Here is a 22478-nt window from a genome sequence, read left to right as displayed (position 1 = left end):
AAACCGATTTATTTTAATTGATGACACAACTCTCTCGTTTGCGGATAGACTTGCGCATATAAGTGGTAGATTTTTTCGTATTGCATTGCTGCTTTTTCATCTGGGAAATATTCTCTGTCATAATCGACGAACGTTGCTGCACATTCTTCCACTGTTTTGAACCAGCCGCATCCCACAGCAGCGAGCATGGCTGCGCCCAAACCTGGACCTTGCTCTGTTTTTAATGTCACGATTTTCGTATTAAAAATATCAGCTTGTATTTGCATCCAAAGATCACTTTTAGCCCCGCCGCCAACCGAAACAATTTCTTTAAATCGCTTCCCTGCAACGGTTTCCATCAACACTTGGGCATCTCTTAGAGAAAAAGTAATTCCTTCTAAAACCGCTCTGGTAAAATCGGTGATTTCTTGGCTCGCATCGATCCCGATAAAGCTCCCTCTGATTTGACTATCTACATGAGGCGTACGTTCGCCCATGATATAAGGTGTAAATAATAAGCCATTTGCACCAATAGGACTTTTCCTTGCTCCGTGAAGCAGATCGTCAAACGACCTTTCTTTTGCAAAGGTTTCTTTAAACCAAGTCAAGCTTTGACCAGCAGCCAGAGTGACGCCCATTGAATAATAAGCCTTTGGGATCACGTGATTGAAGAAATGCAGTTTGCCCTGATATTGTTGTTCCTCTATTCCCTCGTATGCTAAAAAAACACCAGAAGTACCAATACTGCATAACCCCCGCTCTTGATTGATGATTCCCGCACCGAGAGCCGCGCATGCGTTATCAGCTCCACCAGCAAAGACCTCGACACTGTTTTTGATTCCTAACTCTTCACATAAAGATTTGTTTATCGTGCCTACTTTATCGATTGAAGAAACGAGTGTCGGCAGCAATTCATGAGTAATTCCAAAAGCATCTGCTATCTCAAGATCCCATTTTTGATCCATCACATTCAATAATAAAGTCCCAGCTGCATCAGAAAGCTCCATCTGCTTATTTCCTGTCAGCCAAAAAGCGACATAATCTTTCGGCAAAAGGAAATGCGCTGCCTGCGTCCAAAGATCAGGTTCATGCTCTTTGACCCAAAGCAGTTTAGGTAAGGTAAACCCTTCTAAGGCTAAATTTTTCGTTTTTACAAGCAATTGTTCTCCCAAGATTTCAGTGATTTCTTCACATTGCTTTGTCGTACGTACATCATTCCATAAAATAGCGTTTCTCAAAGGCTGATCGTTATGATCCAGCAATACCAAACTATGCATTTGACCGGAAAAGCTGATGCCCTCCAACTGTTCTTTTAGCTCTGGCATTTTTTTGATCAATCGCTTCAATACTTGCTTGGTTCCATTCAGCCAATCTGCTGGATCTTGTTCACTATAGCCTTTTTCTGGATGATATAACGGATAATTTTCGGCAGCTTCTAAAACTACCTTACCTGCTTGATTTACCACCAGGCCCTTGACTGAGCCAGTTCCTAAATCGATACCAATTACATAGGACATTTTATTCACCTCATTTTGTAATAACGGTTACATTTTCATTTTAAAAATGGCTGGAACAAATGAAAAAATTGCTCCAGCCTTTCTTACATACACTTTAAACATTCGCACCATTTTCACTGATCACTTTTTGATACCAGTAAAAGCTGTCTTTTTTATAACGATTCAGTGTGCCATTTTGGTTTTCATCTTGTTCAACGTACACAAAACCATAGCGCTTTTGGTAGCCATTCAACCAGCTCAAAAGATCTGTATAAGACCACGTGCAGTAGCCTAGAACTTCTACGCCGTCAGTGATTGCTTCTTTGATCGCATGCACATGGCTGTTCAAATAATCGATCCGGTAATCATCATGGATTTCTTTGTCTTCGGTCAGCTTATCATATTCACCAAGACCGTTTTCAGTGATCAATACAGGAATCCGATAGCGACTGGCAATTCTTCTTAGTCCGATCCGCAACCCTTCTGGATCGATTTCCCAATCCCAGTTCGTCCGTTCAACAAAAGGATTTTCAACGCGTTTGAAGACACCAGGCAACCCAGATTCTTCCGTGGAACCTTTCTCTCCTGTCGTATTCATTTTGCCCATGCCGACACCATCAAGAGGATTAAACACGACTGTATTCGTTTGATAGTAATTGATCCCTAAAAAGTCTGGTTTCCCTGCTGCTAACAATTCTTCGTCTCCGGCTTCCATCGTTGGCGCCAGACCTTGTTCCTTCAACATTTTCATTGCAGCGATCGGATATTTTCCGAATAAGTAAACATCCATCCAAAAATGAGCATTTAAATCTTCTGCATCTTCAGCGGCCAACACATTTTTAGGATCGCTATCTAGAGCATAGTTTGGACCATAAGCAAAACTTGGACCGATTTGTCCCGGCATATCCATCTCATGGAACTTTTTGATGACCGCAGCATTGGCAAGGTTCGCATAGTGGTTGGCTTGATACATCCGTTTTGGATCACTGACTGCTGGCGGATGTGACGCCATTAAATAGCCATGGCTGATAAAAATATTTTGCTCATTTAAACTGACCCAGTATTTTACTTTCCCGCGTAATGCTTCAAACAAAGTCGCTGCATAATTCGTAAAGTCTTCTACGATTTTTCTTGATTCCCAGCCTTGATACTCATCTTGAAGTGCTTGAGGCAAGTCCCAATGATACAAAGTCAATACCGGTTCGATTTGATTATCGATCAGTTCATCGACTAAATCGATATAAAACTGCAGCCCTTTCTGGTTGATCTCACCGCGTCCGTTTGGAAAAATCCGTGTCCAAGCAACTGAAAAGCGATAGGCTTTCAAGCCTTGTTCTTTCATCAAAGCAACATCTTCTTTGTAGCGATGATAATGATCGACAGCTACATCACCATTGGTTCCTTTAAACGTTTTTCCAGGAATCCGTACAAACTCATCCCAGACAGAAACACCTTTGCCGTCTTCTTGCCAAGCACCTTCTACTTGATAAGCAGCAGAAGCTGATCCCCATAAAAAATTCGTTGGAAACTGATCCAGTTGTTTATGTTCCATCTTATTGCCTCCAGTTTTAGTTTGCGCTGATCTCGATCATTTGTTTCGTTTCTGTTAATCGATCTTTGATCACACGCTCATTTTCGTGGATGTACACGTCATTTTCTCCGACCAAACCTTCGGTACGAATCACCACATGTTTATTATCCTTCTCTATTATAATCTTAGCAAGAGGATTTCCACTACTATTTACAATAAGTTGTTCGTGAACGCCATTTGATAATTGATAACAATGAATGGCCAAATCTTGATTGTAGTCATAAACCACACTTGGATGCTCATTTTTTGCCGTGACTAAAATTGTATTTTCTTTGACCCAAACAGGCAGACTTAAATAATCATGCCGTTCGCTTTGCCACTGACCGTTGCGATCGATTGCCTTGAATGAGTGATCTAGCAGCTGAGTCCATCTACCTTCTGGTAAATAATACGAAACGTCACCCGTTTCTGTGAAGACAGGTGCTACCAGCAAGTTATCACCTAAGAAATATTGTTTATCTACAAAGTAGCTGTTGCGGTCTTTTGGGTACTCCATAAAAACAGGACGCATCATCGGTACACCAGTTGTTGCCGTGTAAACAGCTTGTTGGTAAAGATATGGCATCAGTTGAACCTTAAGTTTCGTGAATTTTCTAGTAACTTCCACCGCTTCTTCATCATAATTCCAAGGAACCCTGTATTCGATATTGCCGTGGTAACGACTGTGAGTTGAAAGTAGACCGAATTGTGTCCAGCGTTTGTAAATATCTGCCGACGCATTTTCTTCGAATCCGCCAATATCATGGCTCCAAAAACCAAATCCTGATAATAAGAAGGACAACCCGCCTCTTAAGGTTTCTGTCATCGATACATATTCGGATAAATTATCGCCTCCCCAGTGGACCGGGAATTTTTGAGACCCAACGGTTCCAGAACGGGCAAACAGCACCGCTTCATTTTTCCCACGCTTTTCTTCTAAAAGCGAGAAGACGGCTTCGTTGTATAAATAACTGTAATAATTGTGTGCTTTGTTCGGATCCGAGCCGTCAAAATAAACGGCATCTGTCGGGATCCGTTCGCCGAAGTCTGTTTTAAAACTATCTACACCCATATCCAGCAATTCAGCTAAATAACCTTGATACCACTTCACTGCTTCTGGATTCGTAAAATCAACGATTCCTTGACCAGCCTGCCACATATCCCATTGCCAAACATTGCCATCTTCTTGCTTTAAGAAATACCCATTTTTCCTGCCTTCCTCAAACAACGGCGATTTTTGCCCAATATACGGATTGATCCACACACAAACTTTGATACCTTTGTCATGGATACGCTGAAGCATACCTTTAGGATCCGGGAACAAGTCTTCATCCCACTTAAAATTACACCATTCAAAAGCCTTCATCCAAAAACAATCAAAATGGAATACTTCCAACGGAATGTCTCTTTCCAACATGCCATCAATGAAGGTCATGACTGTTTCTTCACTATAATCTGTTGTAAATGAAGTGGATAACCATAGACCAAAGGACCATGCTGGCGGCAAGGCTGGTTTCCCCGTCAAGTTGGTGTATTTTTCCAAGATTTCTTTTGGTGTTGGTCCATAAATGACGATATACTCCAGCGCTTCACCTTCCACACTGAATTGTGCCCTTGAAACATTCTCAGAAGCCATTTCAAATGAAACTTTTTCGGGATGGTTGACGAACACACCATAGCCATTGCTGCTTAGATAAAAAGGAATATTTTTATAGGCCTGCTCACTGCCCGTTCCACCATCTTCGTTCCAACTATCAACGGTTTGGCCATTTTTGATAAATGGTGTAAAACGTTCACCTAAACCATAAAGCTGTTCATCGATCCCTAAAGAAAGCTGCTCTCGCATAAAATGTTTCCCACTGACATGTGTAATTTCCCCTTGAGCGCCAAATTTTGATTCAGTTAATAATTGTTCATCACCAAAGAAACGCAACTGAAATTTGTCCGCCAAAGCAACAGTCGTTTTTAGTTTTCCCGCAGTAAAAGATAGCTGTTCCGCTGTTTCTTCAATAATCGGCTGAACCTCAGTCTTCGTTAGCTCAAAATTCGGCCCTAGATCATTTTTATCATGATGAACGATTTTTACTGAAATCATATCTGTTTGAGGGCTTGATAATGTAATCGTGCTCATTCCTAAATTGAGCGTATCACCACGCCGTTCAATTTTCTTATAAGGTGCATATAAAACGACAGAATCCTGATTTTTCTGATAAGAAAAAACTTCTTTAGGGGACTGGATCGTAAACCCCTCTTTTGTCATCCAATAACCATCTGTAAACTTCATAATTTCCTCCTGACTATAAAAGCGGAACAGGCTCGTCCTGCTCTGAGTAAAAAATGATCAACACTTTCTACGAAAGTCTTGTACTGTTCATCATCAACTCATTACTTTCGTTGTGATTCTCAGCAAATAGGAACTATTGATTGAGATGCTCTTTATCTCACTCAATAGTTATCTTTTTTCCAAAGAGCTAGCCTGTGCAGCTGGATAATTCATAGGTAACAACGTTCCGTTTTACTTCACCGCACCATCCGAAATTCCTTTGATGATATACTTTTGCAGGAACACGTAAAGAATGATGATCGGAATAATCGCAATAAACAGCGCCGCCAGAGCTAAATGCCATTGTTTTGAATATTGCCCGAAGAAATAAAACATCTTCAGCGGGATAGTGTACATGCCTTCTTTATTGATCACCAAAGAAGGAAGTAAGTAATCATTCCAAAACCAGATCGCATTCAACACGATAACTGTGACAGTCGTTGGCTTTAATAATGGCAAGATGATATACCAATAAATTTGAAACTTTGAAGCACCGTCGATCGTTGCTGCTTCATCCAATGACTGCGGTATGCTTCTTAAAGCCCCAAAGTACAGAAAAATCGCCATACTGCTGGCTAATCCAAGATACATGATCACAAGTCCCGGACGGTTCAGCATATTGGCCTTTCCAAAGAAAGAAACCAAAGGGATCATAATTGCTTGAAAGGGGATCAATAACCCAATCGCAATCACAAAATACAAGGTATTACTCAACTTGCTTTTATTTCGAGACAACGCATAAGCAGCCATAGAGGTACAAACGACGATCACAAACAATGAAATACCTGTAATCAAAATTGAATTGAAGGCACTTCTAAAGAAATCCAGCTTTTCAAAAGCGACTGGATAATTTTCTGTTGTAAAATTCTGCGGCACACTCAATGTATTCTTAAAAATCTCAGATTTTGTTTTGAATGAATTGACAACGATCAAATAAAACGGATACAGCCATAAAAGTGTCAAACCAATCCCAAGAAGCTTGATCCAGAGTGCTTTTCTTTGTTTTTGCTTTCTCATAGGTCAACCTCCCGCTTTCTAGTAATACTGATTTGAACGACTGAAATCACAGCGATGATAACCAAGAAGATCACGGCTTTCGCTTGCGCATAACCCATATTTCTCACCGCAAAGGCTTCATTGACGATATTCATTGCCACCATTTGCGTCGAATCAAATGGACCACCTGCTGTTAATGCTAAGTTTTGGTCATAAATTTTAAACGCATTCGATAGCGTCAAAAACAAGCTAACGGTAAAGGCAGGTGCCAGCATTGGAAACTTGATTTTCCAAAATGTTTGCCACGCTGTTGCCCCATCGATTTCTGCTGCTTCGATCATCTCATCTGGAATATTATTGATGAATGAAATATAGATGATCATAATATAACCACTCATTTGCCAAACGAATAAAATGACCAGACCCCAAAAACCTGTATTCGTCGTCGATAGCCAGCCTTTGAAAAACTCGATCCCTGTCGCATCCCCAATAGCAGAAAATGCTTTGATAAAAATAAACTGCCAGATGAACCCTAAAATGATCCCACCGATCAAATTAGGCATAAAGAAAACCGTTCGAAACAGGTTATTCAATTTATCCGCTTTTTGCGTCACTAATAGCGCCAAGCCAAGCCCAATCACATTGACCAACAGAATAGCAACGACAGAAAACTTCGTCGTAAACCAAATACTGCTAAGAAAACGTTCATCCTGAAACGCCCGAATATAATTATCTAAGCCTAGAAACTGATCCACTTTGATCCCATTCCAGTCAGTCATTGAATAGTAGGCACCTGTGATCAAAGGTATAAATAAAACAACTGCCATCCCAATCAGACTAGGCGCCAAAAAGAACCAAAAGGATTTTGATTTATTGTTCACAACGATTTCCCTCCTTAAATGATAAGAGTTTGACAGAAACTTTTATCACCGTTTCTGTCATCTCCTATCGAAACATCGATTATTTACGATCAGACGCCCAAGCTTCTTTGCCTTTCGTCAGCACTTCGTCCCAGCTGATATCTCCATTCAAATATTTTTGGAACTCAGGATAAAACTGTGTTTGAGAAAATCCGTCAGGGTATTGATTATGCGCCCAAGGAACAACTTTTCCATCTGATAGATAATCAAAAATTTGTTTTGAGGTCGGATCACTGATCGCATCAGATGAGAAGTTTGTGTATGCCGGAATAAATTCCATTTCATCCGTTACAACTTTCATTGCATCTTTATCGGTATACAGCCATTCCAAGAAATCCTTACTTGCTTCTACGACTTTCTCATCTTTGTTTTTATTCACACCCCAATACCAAGGAGCACCAGCTGCGATTTTTCCATCGGTATCGTCTTTTACGTACAATGGCAAAATTCCTAATTTGTCTTGAGTAAATTCTGGATCTAAACTGTTCAATGTTGGCACGATCCAGTTTCCTTGATGGACGATCGCTACTTGATCATTAGCGAAATCTTCTTCAACTGATGTGCTGTAGTCTAACGATAAAATCGGTTGTACGTTGTATTTATTGATCAAATCTGTGTATTTTTTGAATTGATCCCCATATTTAAAATCGATCGTTTTCGCATCGTAGATTTTTTGTAAATTATCATCAAATTCTGGTGACGTAAAATGAGCGCTGTATTGGCTGACTACCCAAAATTCCTTCGCACTAAAGCCAAAAACCGCTTTCATTCCTAGGTCCTCTTTTTTGCTGTCTAACGTTTTTACAGCTTTTTCAAAATCTTGGTATGATTTGATACCTTCAACATCGACGCCTGCTTTTTTAAACAACTCTTTATTGATCAATAAGCCGAAACCTTCAATATTCATTGGTAAACCATAAACTTTGCCATCTTTTGTCGCACCATCTAAAGTTCCTTCAATCGCTGTTTTTGCTAATTTCGTATCGCTTAAATCCGCTAGGCTATCGCCCCATTTTTCTACGTCTGCTAAACCACCTAAAAGGAACACACTTGGCTCATCGCCGGAAGAAAACTTAGACTGTAATGCTGCATTCGCATCTTGTCCGCCGCCCACGGTTGTTACATTGATCTTGACTCCGTCATGGCTTTCTTCATATTTCTTAGCTAATTCATCCAACTGATCTTTTGTTTCGACTTTGATATTGAAGACATCCACTGTTGTCGTATCTTTTGAACTTGCACTGCCGCCGCCATTTCCACACGCACCTAACAATAAACCTACTGCCGCTACAACTGTTGCTGAAAGAATAAGTTTACTACGTTTCATTTTATCTCGCTCCTTCTTATTTTAGACTAAATAGTCGTTCAAACGTGATTTTACATACTCCAAGTGACTAGACTCTAAACGAACATCATCATGTGTCAGTGCATATTCTGTTAAACTTTCTAGTGTTTCCTGATCACCAAGAATTTTTGCGCCGATCCCTGATCGATAAGACGCATACCGTTGTTCTTTCAAATCATCGAAGAAGCGATCTTCTTTCAATTTCGCTGCTGCTTTCAAGCCGCGGGCAAAAGTATCCATCCCTGCGATATGAGCTAATAATAAATCCTCCATTTCAAACGATGAACGACGAACCTTCGAATCAAAATTGATGCCGCCAGGTGCAATACCGCCATTTTCTAAAATTTCGTACATCGCTAAAGTTGTATCATAAATATTCGTTGGAAATTCATCTGTATCCCAACCTAATAACATGTCTCCCTGATTGGCATCGATCGAACCAAGCGCTTCATAACAACGGGCAACAGTTAACTCATGTTCAAAGGTGTGGCCAGCCAACGTCGCATGATTGGCTTCTAAATTCAATTTAAAGTCGTTTGTCAGATCATATTTTTGTAAAAAGGCCATCGCTGTAGCTGCATCAAAATCGTATTGATGTTTCGTTGGCTCTTTTGGTTTTGGTTCGATCAAGAATTGAACTTGATGGTTTATTTCTTTGGTATAAGCGACTGCCATCTTGAATAAACGGGCAATATTCTCTTGTTCCAGCTTCATATCTGTATTTAATAGCGACTCATAGCCTTCACGTCCGCCCCAAAATACATAATTTTCACCACCAAGTTTTTTACTGATGTCCAAGCCTTTTTTCACTTGTGCTGCAGCATAAGCAAACACCTCAGCATTATTTGAAGAAGCCGCACCATTCGTATAACGAGGATCAGAAAACATATTCGCTGTATTCCACAATAATTTGATACCGGTTTCATTCATTTTCACTTGAATCAAATCTGTGATTTCATCAATATTGGCGAAAAATTCTTCTAATGAATTTCCTGTAGGCGCAATGTCGACATCATGAAAGCAAAAATACTCTACATCCAGCTTAACCAAGAGTTCAAAAAACGCCTCTACTCTATTTTTCGCCGTTTCCATTGGATCACTTGTTTCCCATGTTCGAATATTGACTGGCTTACCAAATGGATCAGCCCCATCTTGTGTCATCGTATGCCAGTAAGCAACAGCAAAGCGTAACTGTTCTTTCATTGTTTTCCCAAGAATCACTTCATCCGCATTGTAATGACGGAAAGCAAACATATTCTCTGTTTTAGGACCTTCATATACAACTTTTTCTACCTGTGGAAAATAATTCATTCAAATTCCTCCCAATAAATGACTTGCTTCTAGTTGGTTAGTAAGTTAAACTAACTTACATAAAGAATATAAAACATTCGAAATTACTTGTCAAGCGCTTTCAAAAAAATTATGATAATCAATAAAGAGGTGGACATATGGTTGTAAATAAATACAAAATACGTGAACAAAATGAATCACTTGTCTTAAAAGGCATCATCGATCATGAAAATATCTCCCGAGCAGAGCTATCAACTCTGACTGGATTAAACAAAGCATCAGTCTCTTCTATCACCAAAACACTGTTGGATGATGGTTTGATCTTTGAAACAGGTATCGGCTCTGCCAGTATACAAGGCGGGCGTAAACCAATTATGCTCCAATTCAATCCAAAGGCAGCTGCGATTTTATCCTTTGATATCGGTATCGATTATTTAAAGGGCTCACTTGCCTATCTTGACGGAACAGAAATTTTATCTTTACAAAAGAAACGAATCACTGTTGATGCTAAAACAGTCATGCCTTTATTAGAACAAGCAATCGAGGAGTTATCTATCAAAGCAAACGTAGAGATCGTTGGTTTATGCACAGCAGTTCATGGAATCGTCAATGAAAATTCGATTGTTTTTACGCCCTATTATGATTTAGATACAGTCGATCTTTACCAAGAATTAACGGCCCGTTATGATTACCCGATTTTTATAGAAAATGAAGCGAACCTTGCTTCATTGGGTGAATATGTTTTTTCTTTGGATTCTAAAACACTAGTCAGTTTAAGCATCCATAGTGGTATTGGCGCAGGGATCGTCGACCATGGAATTTTACGTAAAGGACAATATGGGGAAGCTGGTGAAATCGGTCATTCTATCTTATATCCCAATGGAAAAAAATGCCCTTGCGGTAATCACGGCTGTCTAGAGCAATATGCTTCAAACTCCGTTTTATATGAAACATTAGCCAAAGTTAAGAAGCTAGATTATGTAGATTCCGCTATCGTTAAAAGATTGCTTGATCAAGCTGATGAAGAAACGCTACAAGAACTAAACATGAATGCTTTTTTACTAAGTGTCGGAATCAATAATATCATCGCTGTTTACGACCCAGAGGTAGTGGTGATCAATAGTTCTATTTACCGCAACAGTCCTGCTCTACTTTCTGTCGTCGAGAATCATTTAACCAGTAGAATCGCCCGTAAAGTACTGATTCAAAATAGTGCCTTAGGCAGCCAAGCTACTCTTTACGGCGGGATTGCTTTATGTTGTCAAAATTTCTTAAATATCAGAGAATTGAAATTTCATTCACGAAATAGTCAGGGATAAAAAACGAATATATAATAATAATAAACAAAAGCATCCAACACAAAATTATATTTCAAAATAATTTGCATTTTTTTACAATAATATGTTTTTTTATTTTATTGATCGAATACTTTTTTTCAGCTATTTCATTCGTTTAAAAAATCTACTTTGAGCCTACCCTAATTGTATGATATACTATTATTACTTTATTTTAGGCTTTTCAATTTAATCAGATGACGAAAGGAATGAAAATAACTTGGAAGAAGAATACTCTCGACGCAAACAAACACGACCAGCTTCCACACCAAAATCGTGGATGATTATTGTTATTTTATTATTATTCATCAATACGCTGGCGCTAGGTAGTTTGCTGTTTATGAATATGCAGGAAAATACCAAAAATGAAGAACGATTCAATAACATTGAAAAGAAAGTCAGTCAGCTTGATCAAGAAACAAACAAACAGACACCTGTCTCTGAAGAAACAGAACAGAATGTTTTGACACGACCAAGCTCAACTCAAGAAAGCCAAACAGAGCAATCAAGTTCAACAACAGTAGATTCCACACACACTGCAGATCAGACAACACCCTCATCTGAAACGACTACTCATGTTGCTGAACCTGCTGCAACGACGTATACCGTTCAATCAGGTGATACACTTTCTGTAATTGCTGAAAAAAATAACATTTCTCTTCAAGATTTGATGGCTAAAAATAATCTAACTGATGCAACTGTCTACATCGGGCAGGTACTTTCATTACAATAGTTTTCCTACATAATTCTATGACAATAAAAAAACACAAAAGGCCAGAGCCTTTTGTGTTTTTTTTGGTTTACTTGTTCTTTTTTGAAACCTTGATCATGAACAGGAACAACTAATTTTATACTTCAATTGATTGGGTACTACTATTTTTTCTGAAGAACGAATGTATTCCACGATCAACTCAACGATTTCTTTTGCCCCTTCGTCAACAACCGGACAGTCCTGATACGTCGAAAAACCACCGCCTCCGCTTGCTCGATAATCACTCAATGAAATCGTAAACTCCTCATGATCTTCAACAGGGGTTCCTTGATAAGTTAGAACAACTAAGCGTTCTCCCGCTTTTTGACAAAGATCGATTTCATATTCTACTCCAACAAAAAAATCATAATGGTAATGTTCAATTTTAGGATATAAATAGGTTGGTGAGATAATTGCGTGATTTTGTTCGTCTAAAGCAAAATAATCTGCATTTTTTTCTATCACCTGCTTTAATTGTGCTCCTGTGATTTTCAACGTGATCAAATGATTGGTGTAAGGATACGTCGCAATAACATCACGCATCGTTACTTCCTGATGAAATCCTGGTGATGTATTCGCTAAAGAAACTACCGTGATCTGTGCCTGACTGGCTTGACGTTGAACAGCGCCAATCAGCTCAACAACTGGACTGCCATGAATGGCTATTTCTAATTTTTCATCTGCTAAAGCTTCTTTATCCAGTGACCCGATCGATTCATCCAGCCATTGTTGGACTTTTTGTTCCACAGGCTGTAACCGTTCAACAGTCTCTGCTTGAGGCTGGCCACTTGGTTTGCCGACAGTTGATGCTATCGCTAAGGTACTTTCTGTTTTTTCAACGGTGATTGCTGCATAATTTAATGCATTAGCAGAAGGCTGAACAATATAGGTTCCATGTAAAAACTGACCTTCGATCAACAGATGCTGATGACCAGTTAATAAAAGATCAAAATCGAGCTGTTCACAGATTTTATAGCCGATATTCTCAGTCGTTGCCGATAATTGTTTCCCCGACTTTACATCACGCTCAAAACCACCATGGTAGACGCAAATCGTCAAATCGAGTGCTTGTTCTTTCATTTCAGCTAATGCATTTTTTGCTGCTTCAAAAGGATCAGTGATCAAAATATCCTCGATATTCTCTTCTTTTTCCCAGACATTGATATAATCCGTAACCACACCTACGATCCCAATTTTCATGCCGTTTGCTAATGTTTTAACTGTCCACGGGTATTTTTTACTTTGGTTTTTTCGATCAAGTATATTTTCGCAGAGACACTCGGCATTCAATTGTTCTAAATAGTGATATAAATAATCTGTGCCAAAATTGACATCGTGATTTCCTAACGTCACAAAATCATAGCCTGCCTGATTTAAAACCGTCGCTTGTGGAAATCCTTCTTCGGGATGTGCTTGACAATAGGACGCTAGTGCTGAGCCTTGCAACATGTCTCCACCATCAATGATCAAGGTATTTTCATCCTTTTGAAAATCAGGAATACATTTTAATAATCCCATCGGGCGATCTTCTGTATCCGCGTAATTTGTAGGGAACAAATAGCCATGGACGTCAGAGGTATAATAAATCTTCATTTGTTGTTTCACGAGTCTTCTCCTTTCAAACAGCTTTTGATTCTTTCAGTTATTGACTGATAAATGAAAGATATTCGTCGAAAACATTGTAAATATAATTTGTTTCTAAACGATACTTTGGAAATATTGCTGTATTAGCTGTGATGCGATAGTCCTGTTGTTCCGGCTCAATTTGTCCTTCATTATCGGCTATACCGCAAATTTCTTCATGCTGTAAATAGTCTTTCAGCTCTTCTTTTGAGATATGATAAGTAGATAATGTATACGGCGGCTTAAAGCTTTGTAAAAATCCGCCAATTGTTTCATCCTGCAATTTAATAGAGTAAAAGGTATTCGGTACCTTCTTTCTTAAATAGCGATCTAGTTCATCTAGATTTACTTTTTGCTGCAACCAAAGCTGATAGGCTTTTTCATCATATACTTTGTACTCTGCTGGCGGATATTCTCGAGTGGTGATCAATTGTGCCTGCTTTTTGATGATTTGACGATGTTGAACAGAAAACGATAATCCTCCAACATAATTGCCGCGATAGCCAGGCTGAACAAATGCTGTATCATTCGTGATCCCTGCATTGCTTCGATGTTGATGCCCGCATATCAGGCCGTCGATCCCACTGATTTCATTAATGATACGATACGTTTGGTCCTCACCTGTATCATACTGTGTTGATGCACCAGTCATCATATCACGTTCGATTCCGCCATGATAACTAACGATGAGCACATCAACTTTTTCTCGTACGATCGGCACCCATTTGTTTAGCGTTTCGATGACATCTAGGAATTTTAATTCCTTTATTTGGTCATAATCTGAAATTTGAGGCATAGCACTTGTTATGACACCAATCACACCAATTTTTAACTGTCCGCGTTCCAAAATTGCGTACGGATCAAAAACCAAACGATCTTCTAAATCCAATACATTGGCACATACATACTTTCCTTTAAAAGCTGCTGCCTGACGGATCAAAAATTCAAGTCCATAATCAAAATCATGATTTCCCGGCACCATTACATCATAGCCAACTTTGTTAGCCAACTCGATCAATGGAGAAATCGTTTTTGTGGTATTAAAAAAAGTCGTTTGTGGACTCCCTACTAAAAAATCCCCATTATCGATCAAAATGGGGGCGTCAAAATTTTCAGCAATTGCTGAAAGAGAGCAAATTCCGCTCTCACTTTCAGCCTCTGTCAGAAAACCGTGGATGTCTGTTGTACCTAAAATGGTTAATTCAGTCATTTTCTATCCTCACGAATCATTGTAATTTTTTGCGTAAATATCCAGTCACTGCATCGATCAGAAAGACCGTAATAATGATGCCGAACAAAATGATCCCAACTTTATCCCACGCTCTTGATTGAATCGCAAAAATCATTGGCGCACCGATCCCACCAGCACCAACCAATCCAAGTGTCGCTGCACTACGTACAGCTATTTCAAAATGATTCAATGCTAATGATAGAAACGTCGGAATCAATTGCGGCAAGCGTGCATAAAACATGGTTTGCCAGAAATTGGCGCCAACCGCTGTCATCGATTCTACAGGCGCTTCATCCATCGATTCGATTTCTTCTGTATATAATTTACCCAACATTCCAATTTGGTGGACACCGATCGCTAAAACACCCGCAAAAGGACCCGGTCCCACCATTTTTACGAAGATGATCGCATAAACCAGTTCTGGAAATGCTCGAAGAACATTACAGATAAACTTCCCGATTTTAGAAATGATCGTATTCGATTTCCACAAATTATGTGCACTGATAAATGTCAATGGCAAAGCCAAAATCGTAGCGATCACCGTTCCTAAAAAGGCGATACCGATTGTCAAAAGCATCAAGCTCACTAAATCTTCACCGCTGCCATCATATACATACGCCCAATCTGGCTGAAACAATCCCGTTAAAACTGATTTCACCATATCAAATGACATATTTCCTGCTTCTGAATAGTCAATACCTGCCGCAGAATAAAGAATGATCGCCAAGACAATCAGGATCGGCATATAGCGTTTTACTTTTCTATTTATGCTCATTACACCAACCTCTTTCTGATGATTTCACTGATCCAGTCGATCGTGATCACAACGACTAAAATAGATAAAATGATGATTGATACACGGTCATAACGCATCAAACTTAATGAGGAATTCAAAATCACACCGATTCCTCCTGCACCAACATACCCAAGGATCGTTGACGCACGAATATTCACTTCAAAAGCATACAATGAATAGCTGGCGATCTGATGTGTGATCTGCGGTGCAATCGACCAAAAAGCAACCTGCGTTTTAGTTGCACCAACTGATTCAGCCGCTTCGATCGGACCATGATCGATCGTCTCGATCGCCTCATAGACTAATTGAGAAACCATCCCAAAAGTAAAGACTGCTATCGTCAGTACACCTGTAAACTCTCCGATCCCAAACATCGCAACAAACAGCGCCGCTAGTAAAAGATTGGGGATCGTCCGAACAATACTCATCAAAAAACGGATAATCGTTGTAAAAAAGAAATTTCTAGTAACAACTGTTGTTGCTAGAAAAGCAAATGGAACCGCAAAAACCACACCGATCGTCGTTCCTACAACGGACATTTTGATCGTTTTCAACATAGGTTCAACAAGCTTTGGAATATAACTCCAGTCCGGACGAAGAAATCGCTGCAGGAAAAGCCCCATTTGATCCAGATTATTGAAAACATCTGCCATTTGAGCCCCCGTGACACGAGCACTAGAATACACACAAATCAAGACTAAAGCTAAAATAAATAAGTGCTTATACAAATTTCGATGGATCGTATCTTTCAGCTTCATTCTTGTACACCTTCAGTTTGTTTCAAAATATCCGCACCATAGATGCTCGTAAGTATTTCATCAGTTGCCTCAGCAGCAGTTCCATCAAACACGACCTCACCATCCCGCAATCCAATGATCCGACTTGAAAATTCACGCGCCAAATCAACTGAGTGAAGATTGATCACAACTGTATGATTCAATTCTTGATTGATTTTCTTCAAATCTTTCATGATTTTTTGCGTAGTGATCGGATCAAGAGACGCCACAGGTTCATCGGCTAAAATGATCGATGCTTGCTGCACTAATGTCCGAGCGATCGACACTCGCTGCTGTTGTCCACCACTAAGCTCATCACTTCTTGAATGTAACTTATCGGCCAAACCAACACGTCCTAAAGCATCTTCTACCAGCGCATAATCATCTGCTGAAAAGATCCCGAAAATACTTTTGAATGTCGAATAATAGCCTAAGCGTCCAGAAATAACGTTTTTTTGCACGGAACTTTTCTTAACTAAGTTAAAATGCTGAAAAATCATACCGATGTTTCTTCTTATTTTTCTTAGGTTTCGCTTATTGGCCTTTGTGATCGATGTCCCATCGATCAGGATATTTCCTTCTGTGATTTCATTCAAACGATTGATCGAACGAAGCAATGTACTCTTTCCAGCTCCACTTAAGCCAATAACAGAAACAAACTCGCCATCATTGATCGTTAAATTGATATTTTTCAATCCCTTAACACCGTTGCTATAGGTTTTTGTAACATTTTCAAACTGAATCATGATTTCTCCTTTTAATATAAAAAATAGAAAAGAGCGTAGACCAAAAGTACATACAAACTTTTGTGCACGCTCCAAACTCAAAAAATAGCAAGAAAAAGCAGAAGCAGGGGGCTTATTATACAATAAACGATAACAGAACGCCTAACTTCTATAGCTTTTATCTCATTCTCTTGATACTTACTCTTTCAGGTACACTCAATTTACTCCGCTGCTTTTTCCGTATATTCTTCAACGGTATCGTAGTTTTTATCATCTGCTTCTACATAGCCTTTGTGTCCCCACATTGCCATCGCTTCAGAACCTTCTTCGTCTGCGGACATTGCTAAGAACGTTTCTTTGACTTTTGCCTGAAGATCTTTATCCATGTTTGGCTGAACCGCGATCGCGTCATTCGGAATGTCCCCTTCAGTTAAGTAAAGGACTTTCAACTCTTTGAATAGATCATCTTTTTCAAATTTTGAAGCAAATACATTACGAGCTCCTTCAAACACAAAACAAGCATCCTGCTGGCCGTTCAAAACAGCTGTGATTTCACTTGGGATATCATTGACTGTTGTCAAAGTAACGTCTTTCGTTGGATCGATCCCAGCTTCTTTCATCTCAACGACAGGGTAGATATAGCCGCTTGCTGAGTTTGGACTCAAGGTAGCGATTTTTTTACCTTTCAAATCTTTCAATGAATCAATCCCACTATCTGCTCTAACCAAAATTTCTCCCTTGAACGTACCGGATAATTTGTCCTCTTCCGGCTTGCCTGTTTCACGGTTATACGCACCTAATTCAGAAGATAAAATCGCTGTTGCTGCTTTTTGATTACGCGCCTGAACATATGCTGACGGCGGCATGATCCCGATATCGACTTTACCGGAAGCCATCGCTTCAACAATGGTTGAATAATCTGTTGCTAAAGTAACATTGACCTCGCGACCTAATTTGTCTGATAAGTATTTTGCGAAAGGTTTCGCTTTGGCTTCCATTGAGCCATCGTTATTTGTCGGTACAAATTGTAGTTCCAATGGTTTGGTATCGTCCGCAGCTTTTTTATCGCCTGATGAACCGCAGCCTGTAAGCAAACCAACACTTAAACCAATCACTGATAATAACCCTAACAATTTCGTTCTCTTTTTCACTCTTTCCATCCTCTCGCATCTTGGCATAGCTAAAACGAATGTTTTTTCTATTTTAGCTATATTCATTCTAGTTTAATGATGTAAACTTATGATAATAACGATGTAAATATTGTGTAAATTTTCAATCCCTACTTCGCAATCATCATTCATTTGTCATGGACTACAGCAAATGTTATTTTCAGTAATTTTCACTGTTTCTCTCATGAAATGCTTGTCCAAAACTAAATTTAGTATAGCATAAATCCGATAATATTCTAGCCTTCTTTTTCATTTTTTTGTTTATTTAGTTCTCTTCTTTTTTTCTGAAAACACGAACATTCTCCTCATTTCAAAAAAATTCTGACAATAAAAGCGGAACAACATCAGAATTTTTTTGATGTTTGTCCCGCTTTTTAGCGCCATTACTTAGGAGAATGAAACGAGTTAGCTCACTATTTTTATTTTTTCAAGTCTGTGATCTTACTAAAAAAGCAATCAAGCGATTACTCAGCGTTGATTGCTTTTTAGTTTCTTATTGAACTTATTCGTTTTCTGGATACATTTCATCTGCTAGTTTTTCAATTCCATCTAAGGATTGATACCCATATCCAAACATATAATTATAATCCATTGTATACACTTGTTTATTTTTGATTGCCTGCATGCTTGACAGTTTGGCGTTGTTCATGATGCCTTCCAGCATTTTCTCACCGGTCATTCCATCTTTGGTTGAACTCCAGTCTGCTAAAATAAGGACATCTGGATCTGTTTCAATCAGTTTTTCAACACTGACTTCTCCTTTTTCATCCTTAAAGACATTATCCAGTTTGACCATGGTAAAAATATCATTGAAAAATGTCTCGTTATGTGCCGGGTAAACATATAATTCATTTGGATCAGTCGTATGAATGTAGGCAAAAGTACGATCATCTTTGATTTTTTCAAGCTTTGTTTCAAGTGTTTTCTGACGTTCTTTTAGTTCATTTTTAAATGCATCTGCTTTGTCGGCAACATTGAATACTTTACCTAAATTATCGATATCATCATAGACCGAATCAAATGTTCCGCCGGTCACTGATGAATTTAGAACAAACGTATTTATCCCCATTTCGTTCAAACTATCAACGGTTCCAACACCCCAATCCTGATTATCAAAGAGACCACCGCGACCATAAACAAGATCCGGATCAACACTTAACGCCATTTCTTTGCCGATATAATCCTCAGATAACTGATTCAACTGATCAAAGTCTTTCTCAACAGCAGTATCTGGTGCACCAAAAACAGCACCAACTCCGGCAATCTTATCTTTTAAGCCTAAATGCAGTAGTAACTCTGCTGCAGGACGTGTATTCGCCAATACTTTTTCTGGCACCTTATCAAATGTCTGCTCTTTCTCTTGCCAGCTTTCAGCCCCTTCAGCTCTAGTGAAATTTTGGACAGTGACTGGATAGCCAGTACTTGTTTCTTTATTACTTGATTGCTGCTCTTTTGATGTACAGCCCGTAACAATGGCTAAACTCAATAAACTAATCATTACTGCTTTTTTCATTTTTTTCGCTACCTCTTTACTTTATTTTTATTTGATCCTCTTAATCCAGCGAATACGCAAAGCCTAAACGTTGTGTGACCGGATTTGTATAAACCGTACATTTTACTCCATAGATTTCTTCGATCAGCGCTTCTGTAAACAACTCTTCTGGTTGCCCTTCTGCAATGATTTTTCCTGCCTTCATCGCATAAATATAATCACAATAATGTGCAGCTAGCTCTAAATCATGCAGTGCAGCCAATACACCGATCCCTAAATTTTTCACGCAAGACAAGATCTCCAACTGATAGCGAATATCTAAGTGATTCGTTGGCTCGTCTAAAATCATATACTTGGGTTGCTGTGCGATCGTCCGTGCTAAAATGACTCGCTGTTTTTCCCCACCAGATAAGGATAGAAAACTACGATTCGCATAGGTCGTCAAATTGGTTTTTGCCAAAGCATCGTTGACGATCTCAAGATCTGCTTGTGTATCTGATTCAAGCAATTTTTTATGCGGCGTCCGTCCTAAAAGCACCATCTGAAAAACCGTTAAATCAAAATTCAATTCATTGAATTGGTTGACCACACCTAAGCGCTGCGCTACTTTTTTTTCAGAAGCTGACAAAAGATCTAGATCATCTAGGAAAACCTGTCCTGCCTGAGGCTTGATTCCTTTATAAATTCCTTTAAGCATCGTAGACTTTCCACAGCCGTTGGCGCCAATGATCCCGACAAACTGCTCCTTTTGCGTTTGGAAAGAAATACTTTTGACGATTGCTTCTTGTCCGATTGTAATTGCTAAATCTTTCACATTTAATTCCATTGCTCAGCCTCCGAAATTATAGCCTTTTTTAACAATAATATAGATAAATAATGGGGCGCCGATCACCGACGTGATGATCCCGATCGGCAGCTCTACACTATCAAGCAAGACTCTTGAAAGTAAATCCGCCCAGATCATAAAAAGAGAGCCCGCAAAGGCTGCTGTCGGTAATAACCGTTTATGATCAGAGCCTGTCAATCCCCGTACGATATGGGGAATGATCAAGCCAACAAAACCAATCATTCCTGAATACGCAACAATTACGCCGGTCAATAATGCCGCAAGCATCAAATAAAATTGACGGTATTTGCTCAGCGGAACACCTAATGTGATGGCCGCTTCATCTCCTAGCAACATCACATTCAAGATACGATGCTGAAATAAAAAGAAGACTGTGATCACGACTACTGTAATTGAAAGTACACCCAGCTTATTCCAGCTTGCAGAAGCTAAGCTGCCCATCGCCCAAAATGTGACTGTCTTCATTCCTTCTGCATTATTCGCAAGATACACAATAAAACTAGAAATAGAACTGCAAAGGGCACCGATCACAGAACCCGACAACACCAATTTCACAGAAGTTATCCGACCACCGATTCCAGACAAGATCAAGACTCCGAAAGCCGCGGCCATCGCACCAACAAACGCACCAAACGCCAAGCCAAATTGTGAAAAGACACTAGCAGTCCCAAAACCGATCAAAATCGCAAAGGTCGCGCCAAGCGAAGCTCCTGATGAAATCCCTAAGATATAAGGATCTGCTAAAGGGTTCTGCACAACCGCCTGCATGACTGTACCCGTTACAGCTAATCCCATCCCGACAAAAACGGCTAAGATCACGCGGGGTGTTCTAACGAACCAGATAATATTGACTGCTGAATTACTGGCAACGCCATCCAATGAGCCAAACCTGCCGCCAGATATTTTTGTTACTAAAATTTGAATGATATCCTCCACAGAAATGTCTGCTTGTCCGTTAAGCAGGGAATAGATGACCGAAATGAAAATAGCAACGATCAATCCAATGAGAACTAGAGGATAATACTGTTGTGTTTTCATCTTCACTTTGTCTTCTGTTGCTTTGATTGCCTGCAAAAAAATGCGCCTCCTAGATAGCTAAACCACTACTTATTATTCTTTATTTTCTGATAATTTTTCCGATAAACGAACTGCCCATTGTTCAACTGCTTTTCTTTTGGCCGTTGGTAATTTAACTATTTCGTCGATCATGCTTATATCTAATAAACCGATAATTTGCCGATCACTTCCAATGCCTAGCTCCTGTTTAAAAACATCATCAAAAATGATCGGTACTGTACGCCAGGTAACACCAACGTTTCGAGACCAAGCGGCTAACTGAAAATTTTGAATAAATGCTGATACGGCACTGATCGCCTCTAAATTCGCTTTTCTCTTTTCATGAACAGGGGCTGTCACGATCAATGTTACAGGGACACTTAAATAGTATTCCTCCGTCCTTTTTTTAGATGCTGCCAAATGTTGCTGATCATATCGGGCCCAAATATTCAACCGTTCATAACTATCCATGATTTTTTCCACAAATAATCTACGTTCATCCTGTCCTGCAACAATTACTACCGACCATGGCTCTTCCTTCGAATGAAAGGGGGCATAACTGGCAACTTCTAATAATGCTTGAATATCCTCAATGGAAACCGACTGATCGGATACTGCCCGAACCGTCCGGCGTTCCTTAATTATCTGTTCAATAGACTCACTGACCATCTTCTTCCTCCATTCTTTCTTATCTAAACTGATATCCGCACCAAATGCGAATGAAAATCATTCTCAATTAGAAATTAAGAGTACCATTCC

19 protein-coding genes are annotated in these 22478 nt (G+C 39.4%); 2 read left to right on the top strand and 17 right to left on the bottom strand.

The annotated features are described in order from the left end of the window. Nucleotides 1-8 precede the first annotated feature (8 nt). From xylB to xylA, 7 genes are all read right to left on the bottom strand, one after another. Complete coding sequence (xylB, locus tag CC204_RS16210) at nucleotides 9-1496, bottom strand: xylulokinase (protein WP_088271117.1); 1488 nt, start codon at nucleotides 1494-1496, stop codon at nucleotides 9-11. Nucleotides 1497-1590: 94 nt separating this feature from the next. Then, the gene (locus CC204_RS16205; RefSeq protein WP_088271116.1) at nucleotides 1591-3027 is read right to left on the bottom strand and encodes a glycoside hydrolase family 1 protein; all 1437 of its coding nucleotides are present in this window, start codon (nucleotides 3025-3027) and stop codon (nucleotides 1591-1593) included. Nucleotides 3028-3043: 16 nt separating this feature from the next. Next, the gene (gene yicI, locus CC204_RS16200; RefSeq protein WP_088271115.1) at nucleotides 3044-5329 is read right to left on the bottom strand and encodes an alpha-xylosidase; all 2286 of its coding nucleotides are present in this window, start codon (nucleotides 5327-5329) and stop codon (nucleotides 3044-3046) included. Nucleotides 5330-5560: 231 nt separating this feature from the next. Continuing rightward, entirely contained in the window at nucleotides 5561-6385 is an 825-nt protein-coding gene (locus CC204_RS16195) for a carbohydrate ABC transporter permease (RefSeq protein WP_088271114.1), read from the bottom strand. Next, nucleotides 6382-7245 (bottom strand): carbohydrate ABC transporter permease, encoded by an 864-nt coding sequence (locus tag CC204_RS16190; protein WP_088271113.1) that lies wholly within the window; start codon nucleotides 7243-7245, stop codon nucleotides 6382-6384. Before CC204_RS16190 ends, CC204_RS16195 begins: the two co-directional genes overlap by 4 nt. Nucleotides 7246-7324: 79 nt before the next feature. Beyond that, the gene (locus CC204_RS16185) at nucleotides 7325-8611 is read right to left on the bottom strand and encodes an ABC transporter substrate-binding protein (RefSeq protein WP_088271112.1); all 1287 of its coding nucleotides are present in this window, start codon (nucleotides 8609-8611) and stop codon (nucleotides 7325-7327) included. Nucleotides 8612-8632: 21 nt separating this feature from the next. Further along, the gene (xylA, locus tag CC204_RS16180) at nucleotides 8633-9940 is read right to left on the bottom strand and encodes a xylose isomerase (RefSeq protein ID WP_088271111.1); all 1308 of its coding nucleotides are present in this window, start codon (nucleotides 9938-9940) and stop codon (nucleotides 8633-8635) included. A 137-nt stretch (nucleotides 9941-10077) separates the two neighbouring features. Here xylA and CC204_RS16175 point away from each other — a divergent pair, with 137 nt between their 5' ends. Both CC204_RS16175 and CC204_RS16170 read left to right on the top strand, forming a co-directional pair. Next, the gene (locus CC204_RS16175) at nucleotides 10078-11238 is read left to right on the top strand and encodes an ROK family transcriptional regulator (protein WP_088271110.1); all 1161 of its coding nucleotides are present in this window, start codon (nucleotides 10078-10080) and stop codon (nucleotides 11236-11238) included. 235 nt (nucleotides 11239-11473) lie between these two features. Next, nucleotides 11474-11986 carry a LysM peptidoglycan-binding domain-containing protein gene (locus CC204_RS16170; RefSeq protein ID WP_088271109.1) on the top strand — a complete coding sequence of 171 codons (513 nt, stop codon included), beginning with the start codon at nucleotides 11474-11476 and terminating at the stop codon, nucleotides 11984-11986. A gap of 93 nt (nucleotides 11987-12079) precedes the next feature. Here the strand turns inward: CC204_RS16170 and CC204_RS16165 are convergent, their stop codons facing one another. The 10 genes from CC204_RS16165 to CC204_RS16120 all read right to left on the bottom strand — a co-directional run bounded on the left by CC204_RS16165 (nucleotide 12080) and on the right by CC204_RS16120 (nucleotide 22388). Continuing rightward, the gene (locus tag CC204_RS16165; RefSeq protein WP_088271108.1) at nucleotides 12080-13609 is read right to left on the bottom strand and encodes a bifunctional metallophosphatase/5'-nucleotidase; all 1530 of its coding nucleotides are present in this window, start codon (nucleotides 13607-13609) and stop codon (nucleotides 12080-12082) included. A gap of 37 nt (nucleotides 13610-13646) precedes the next feature. Then, complete coding sequence (locus tag CC204_RS16160; RefSeq protein ID WP_088271107.1) at nucleotides 13647-14837, bottom strand: metallophosphoesterase; 1191 nt, start codon at nucleotides 14835-14837, stop codon at nucleotides 13647-13649. Between the two features lie 16 nt (nucleotides 14838-14853). Continuing rightward, entirely contained in the window at nucleotides 14854-15633 is a 780-nt protein-coding gene (phnE, locus tag CC204_RS16155) for a phosphonate ABC transporter, permease protein PhnE (protein ID WP_088271106.1), read from the bottom strand. Next, nucleotides 15633-16412, bottom strand: a complete 780-nt coding sequence (phnE, locus tag CC204_RS16150; protein WP_088271105.1) for a phosphonate ABC transporter, permease protein PhnE — start codon at nucleotides 16410-16412, stop codon at nucleotides 15633-15635. Before phnE (CC204_RS16150) ends, phnE (CC204_RS16155) begins: the two co-directional genes overlap by 1 nt. Then, entirely contained in the window at nucleotides 16409-17176 is a 768-nt protein-coding gene (phnC, locus tag CC204_RS16145; protein ID WP_088271104.1) for a phosphonate ABC transporter ATP-binding protein, read from the bottom strand. The genes phnE (CC204_RS16150) and phnC overlap by 4 nt, the downstream gene beginning before the upstream one ends. A gap of 200 nt (nucleotides 17177-17376) precedes the next feature. Further along, nucleotides 17377-18315, bottom strand: coding sequence for a phosphate/phosphite/phosphonate ABC transporter substrate-binding protein (locus CC204_RS16140; protein ID WP_373285323.1), 939 nt, complete (start codon nucleotides 18313-18315; stop codon nucleotides 17377-17379). Nucleotides 18316-18826: 511 nt separating this feature from the next. Further along, entirely contained in the window at nucleotides 18827-19837 is a 1011-nt protein-coding gene (locus CC204_RS16135; RefSeq protein WP_088271103.1) for an ABC transporter substrate-binding protein, read from the bottom strand. Between the two features lie 40 nt (nucleotides 19838-19877). Then, on the bottom strand, nucleotides 19878-20642 hold the full coding sequence (locus CC204_RS16130; protein WP_088271102.1) for an ABC transporter ATP-binding protein: 765 nt from the start codon (nucleotides 20640-20642) through the stop codon (nucleotides 19878-19880). Between the two features lie 3 nt (nucleotides 20643-20645). After that, nucleotides 20646-21701: a FecCD family ABC transporter permease gene (locus tag CC204_RS16125; protein WP_188634492.1), complete on the bottom strand. Its 1056-nt coding sequence runs from the start codon at nucleotides 21699-21701 to the stop codon at nucleotides 20646-20648. A gap of 72 nt (nucleotides 21702-21773) precedes the next feature. Further along, complete coding sequence (locus CC204_RS16120) at nucleotides 21774-22388, bottom strand: nitroreductase family protein (RefSeq protein WP_088271100.1); 615 nt, start codon at nucleotides 22386-22388, stop codon at nucleotides 21774-21776. Nucleotides 22389-22478 lie beyond the last annotated feature (90 nt).

It is taken from the genome of Enterococcus wangshanyuanii, assembly GCF_002197645.1.
In the GTDB taxonomy this organism is placed as follows: domain Bacteria; phylum Bacillota; class Bacilli; order Lactobacillales; family Enterococcaceae; genus Enterococcus_L; species Enterococcus_L wangshanyuanii.
This window is presented reverse-complemented; position numbering and strand designations above follow the sequence as displayed.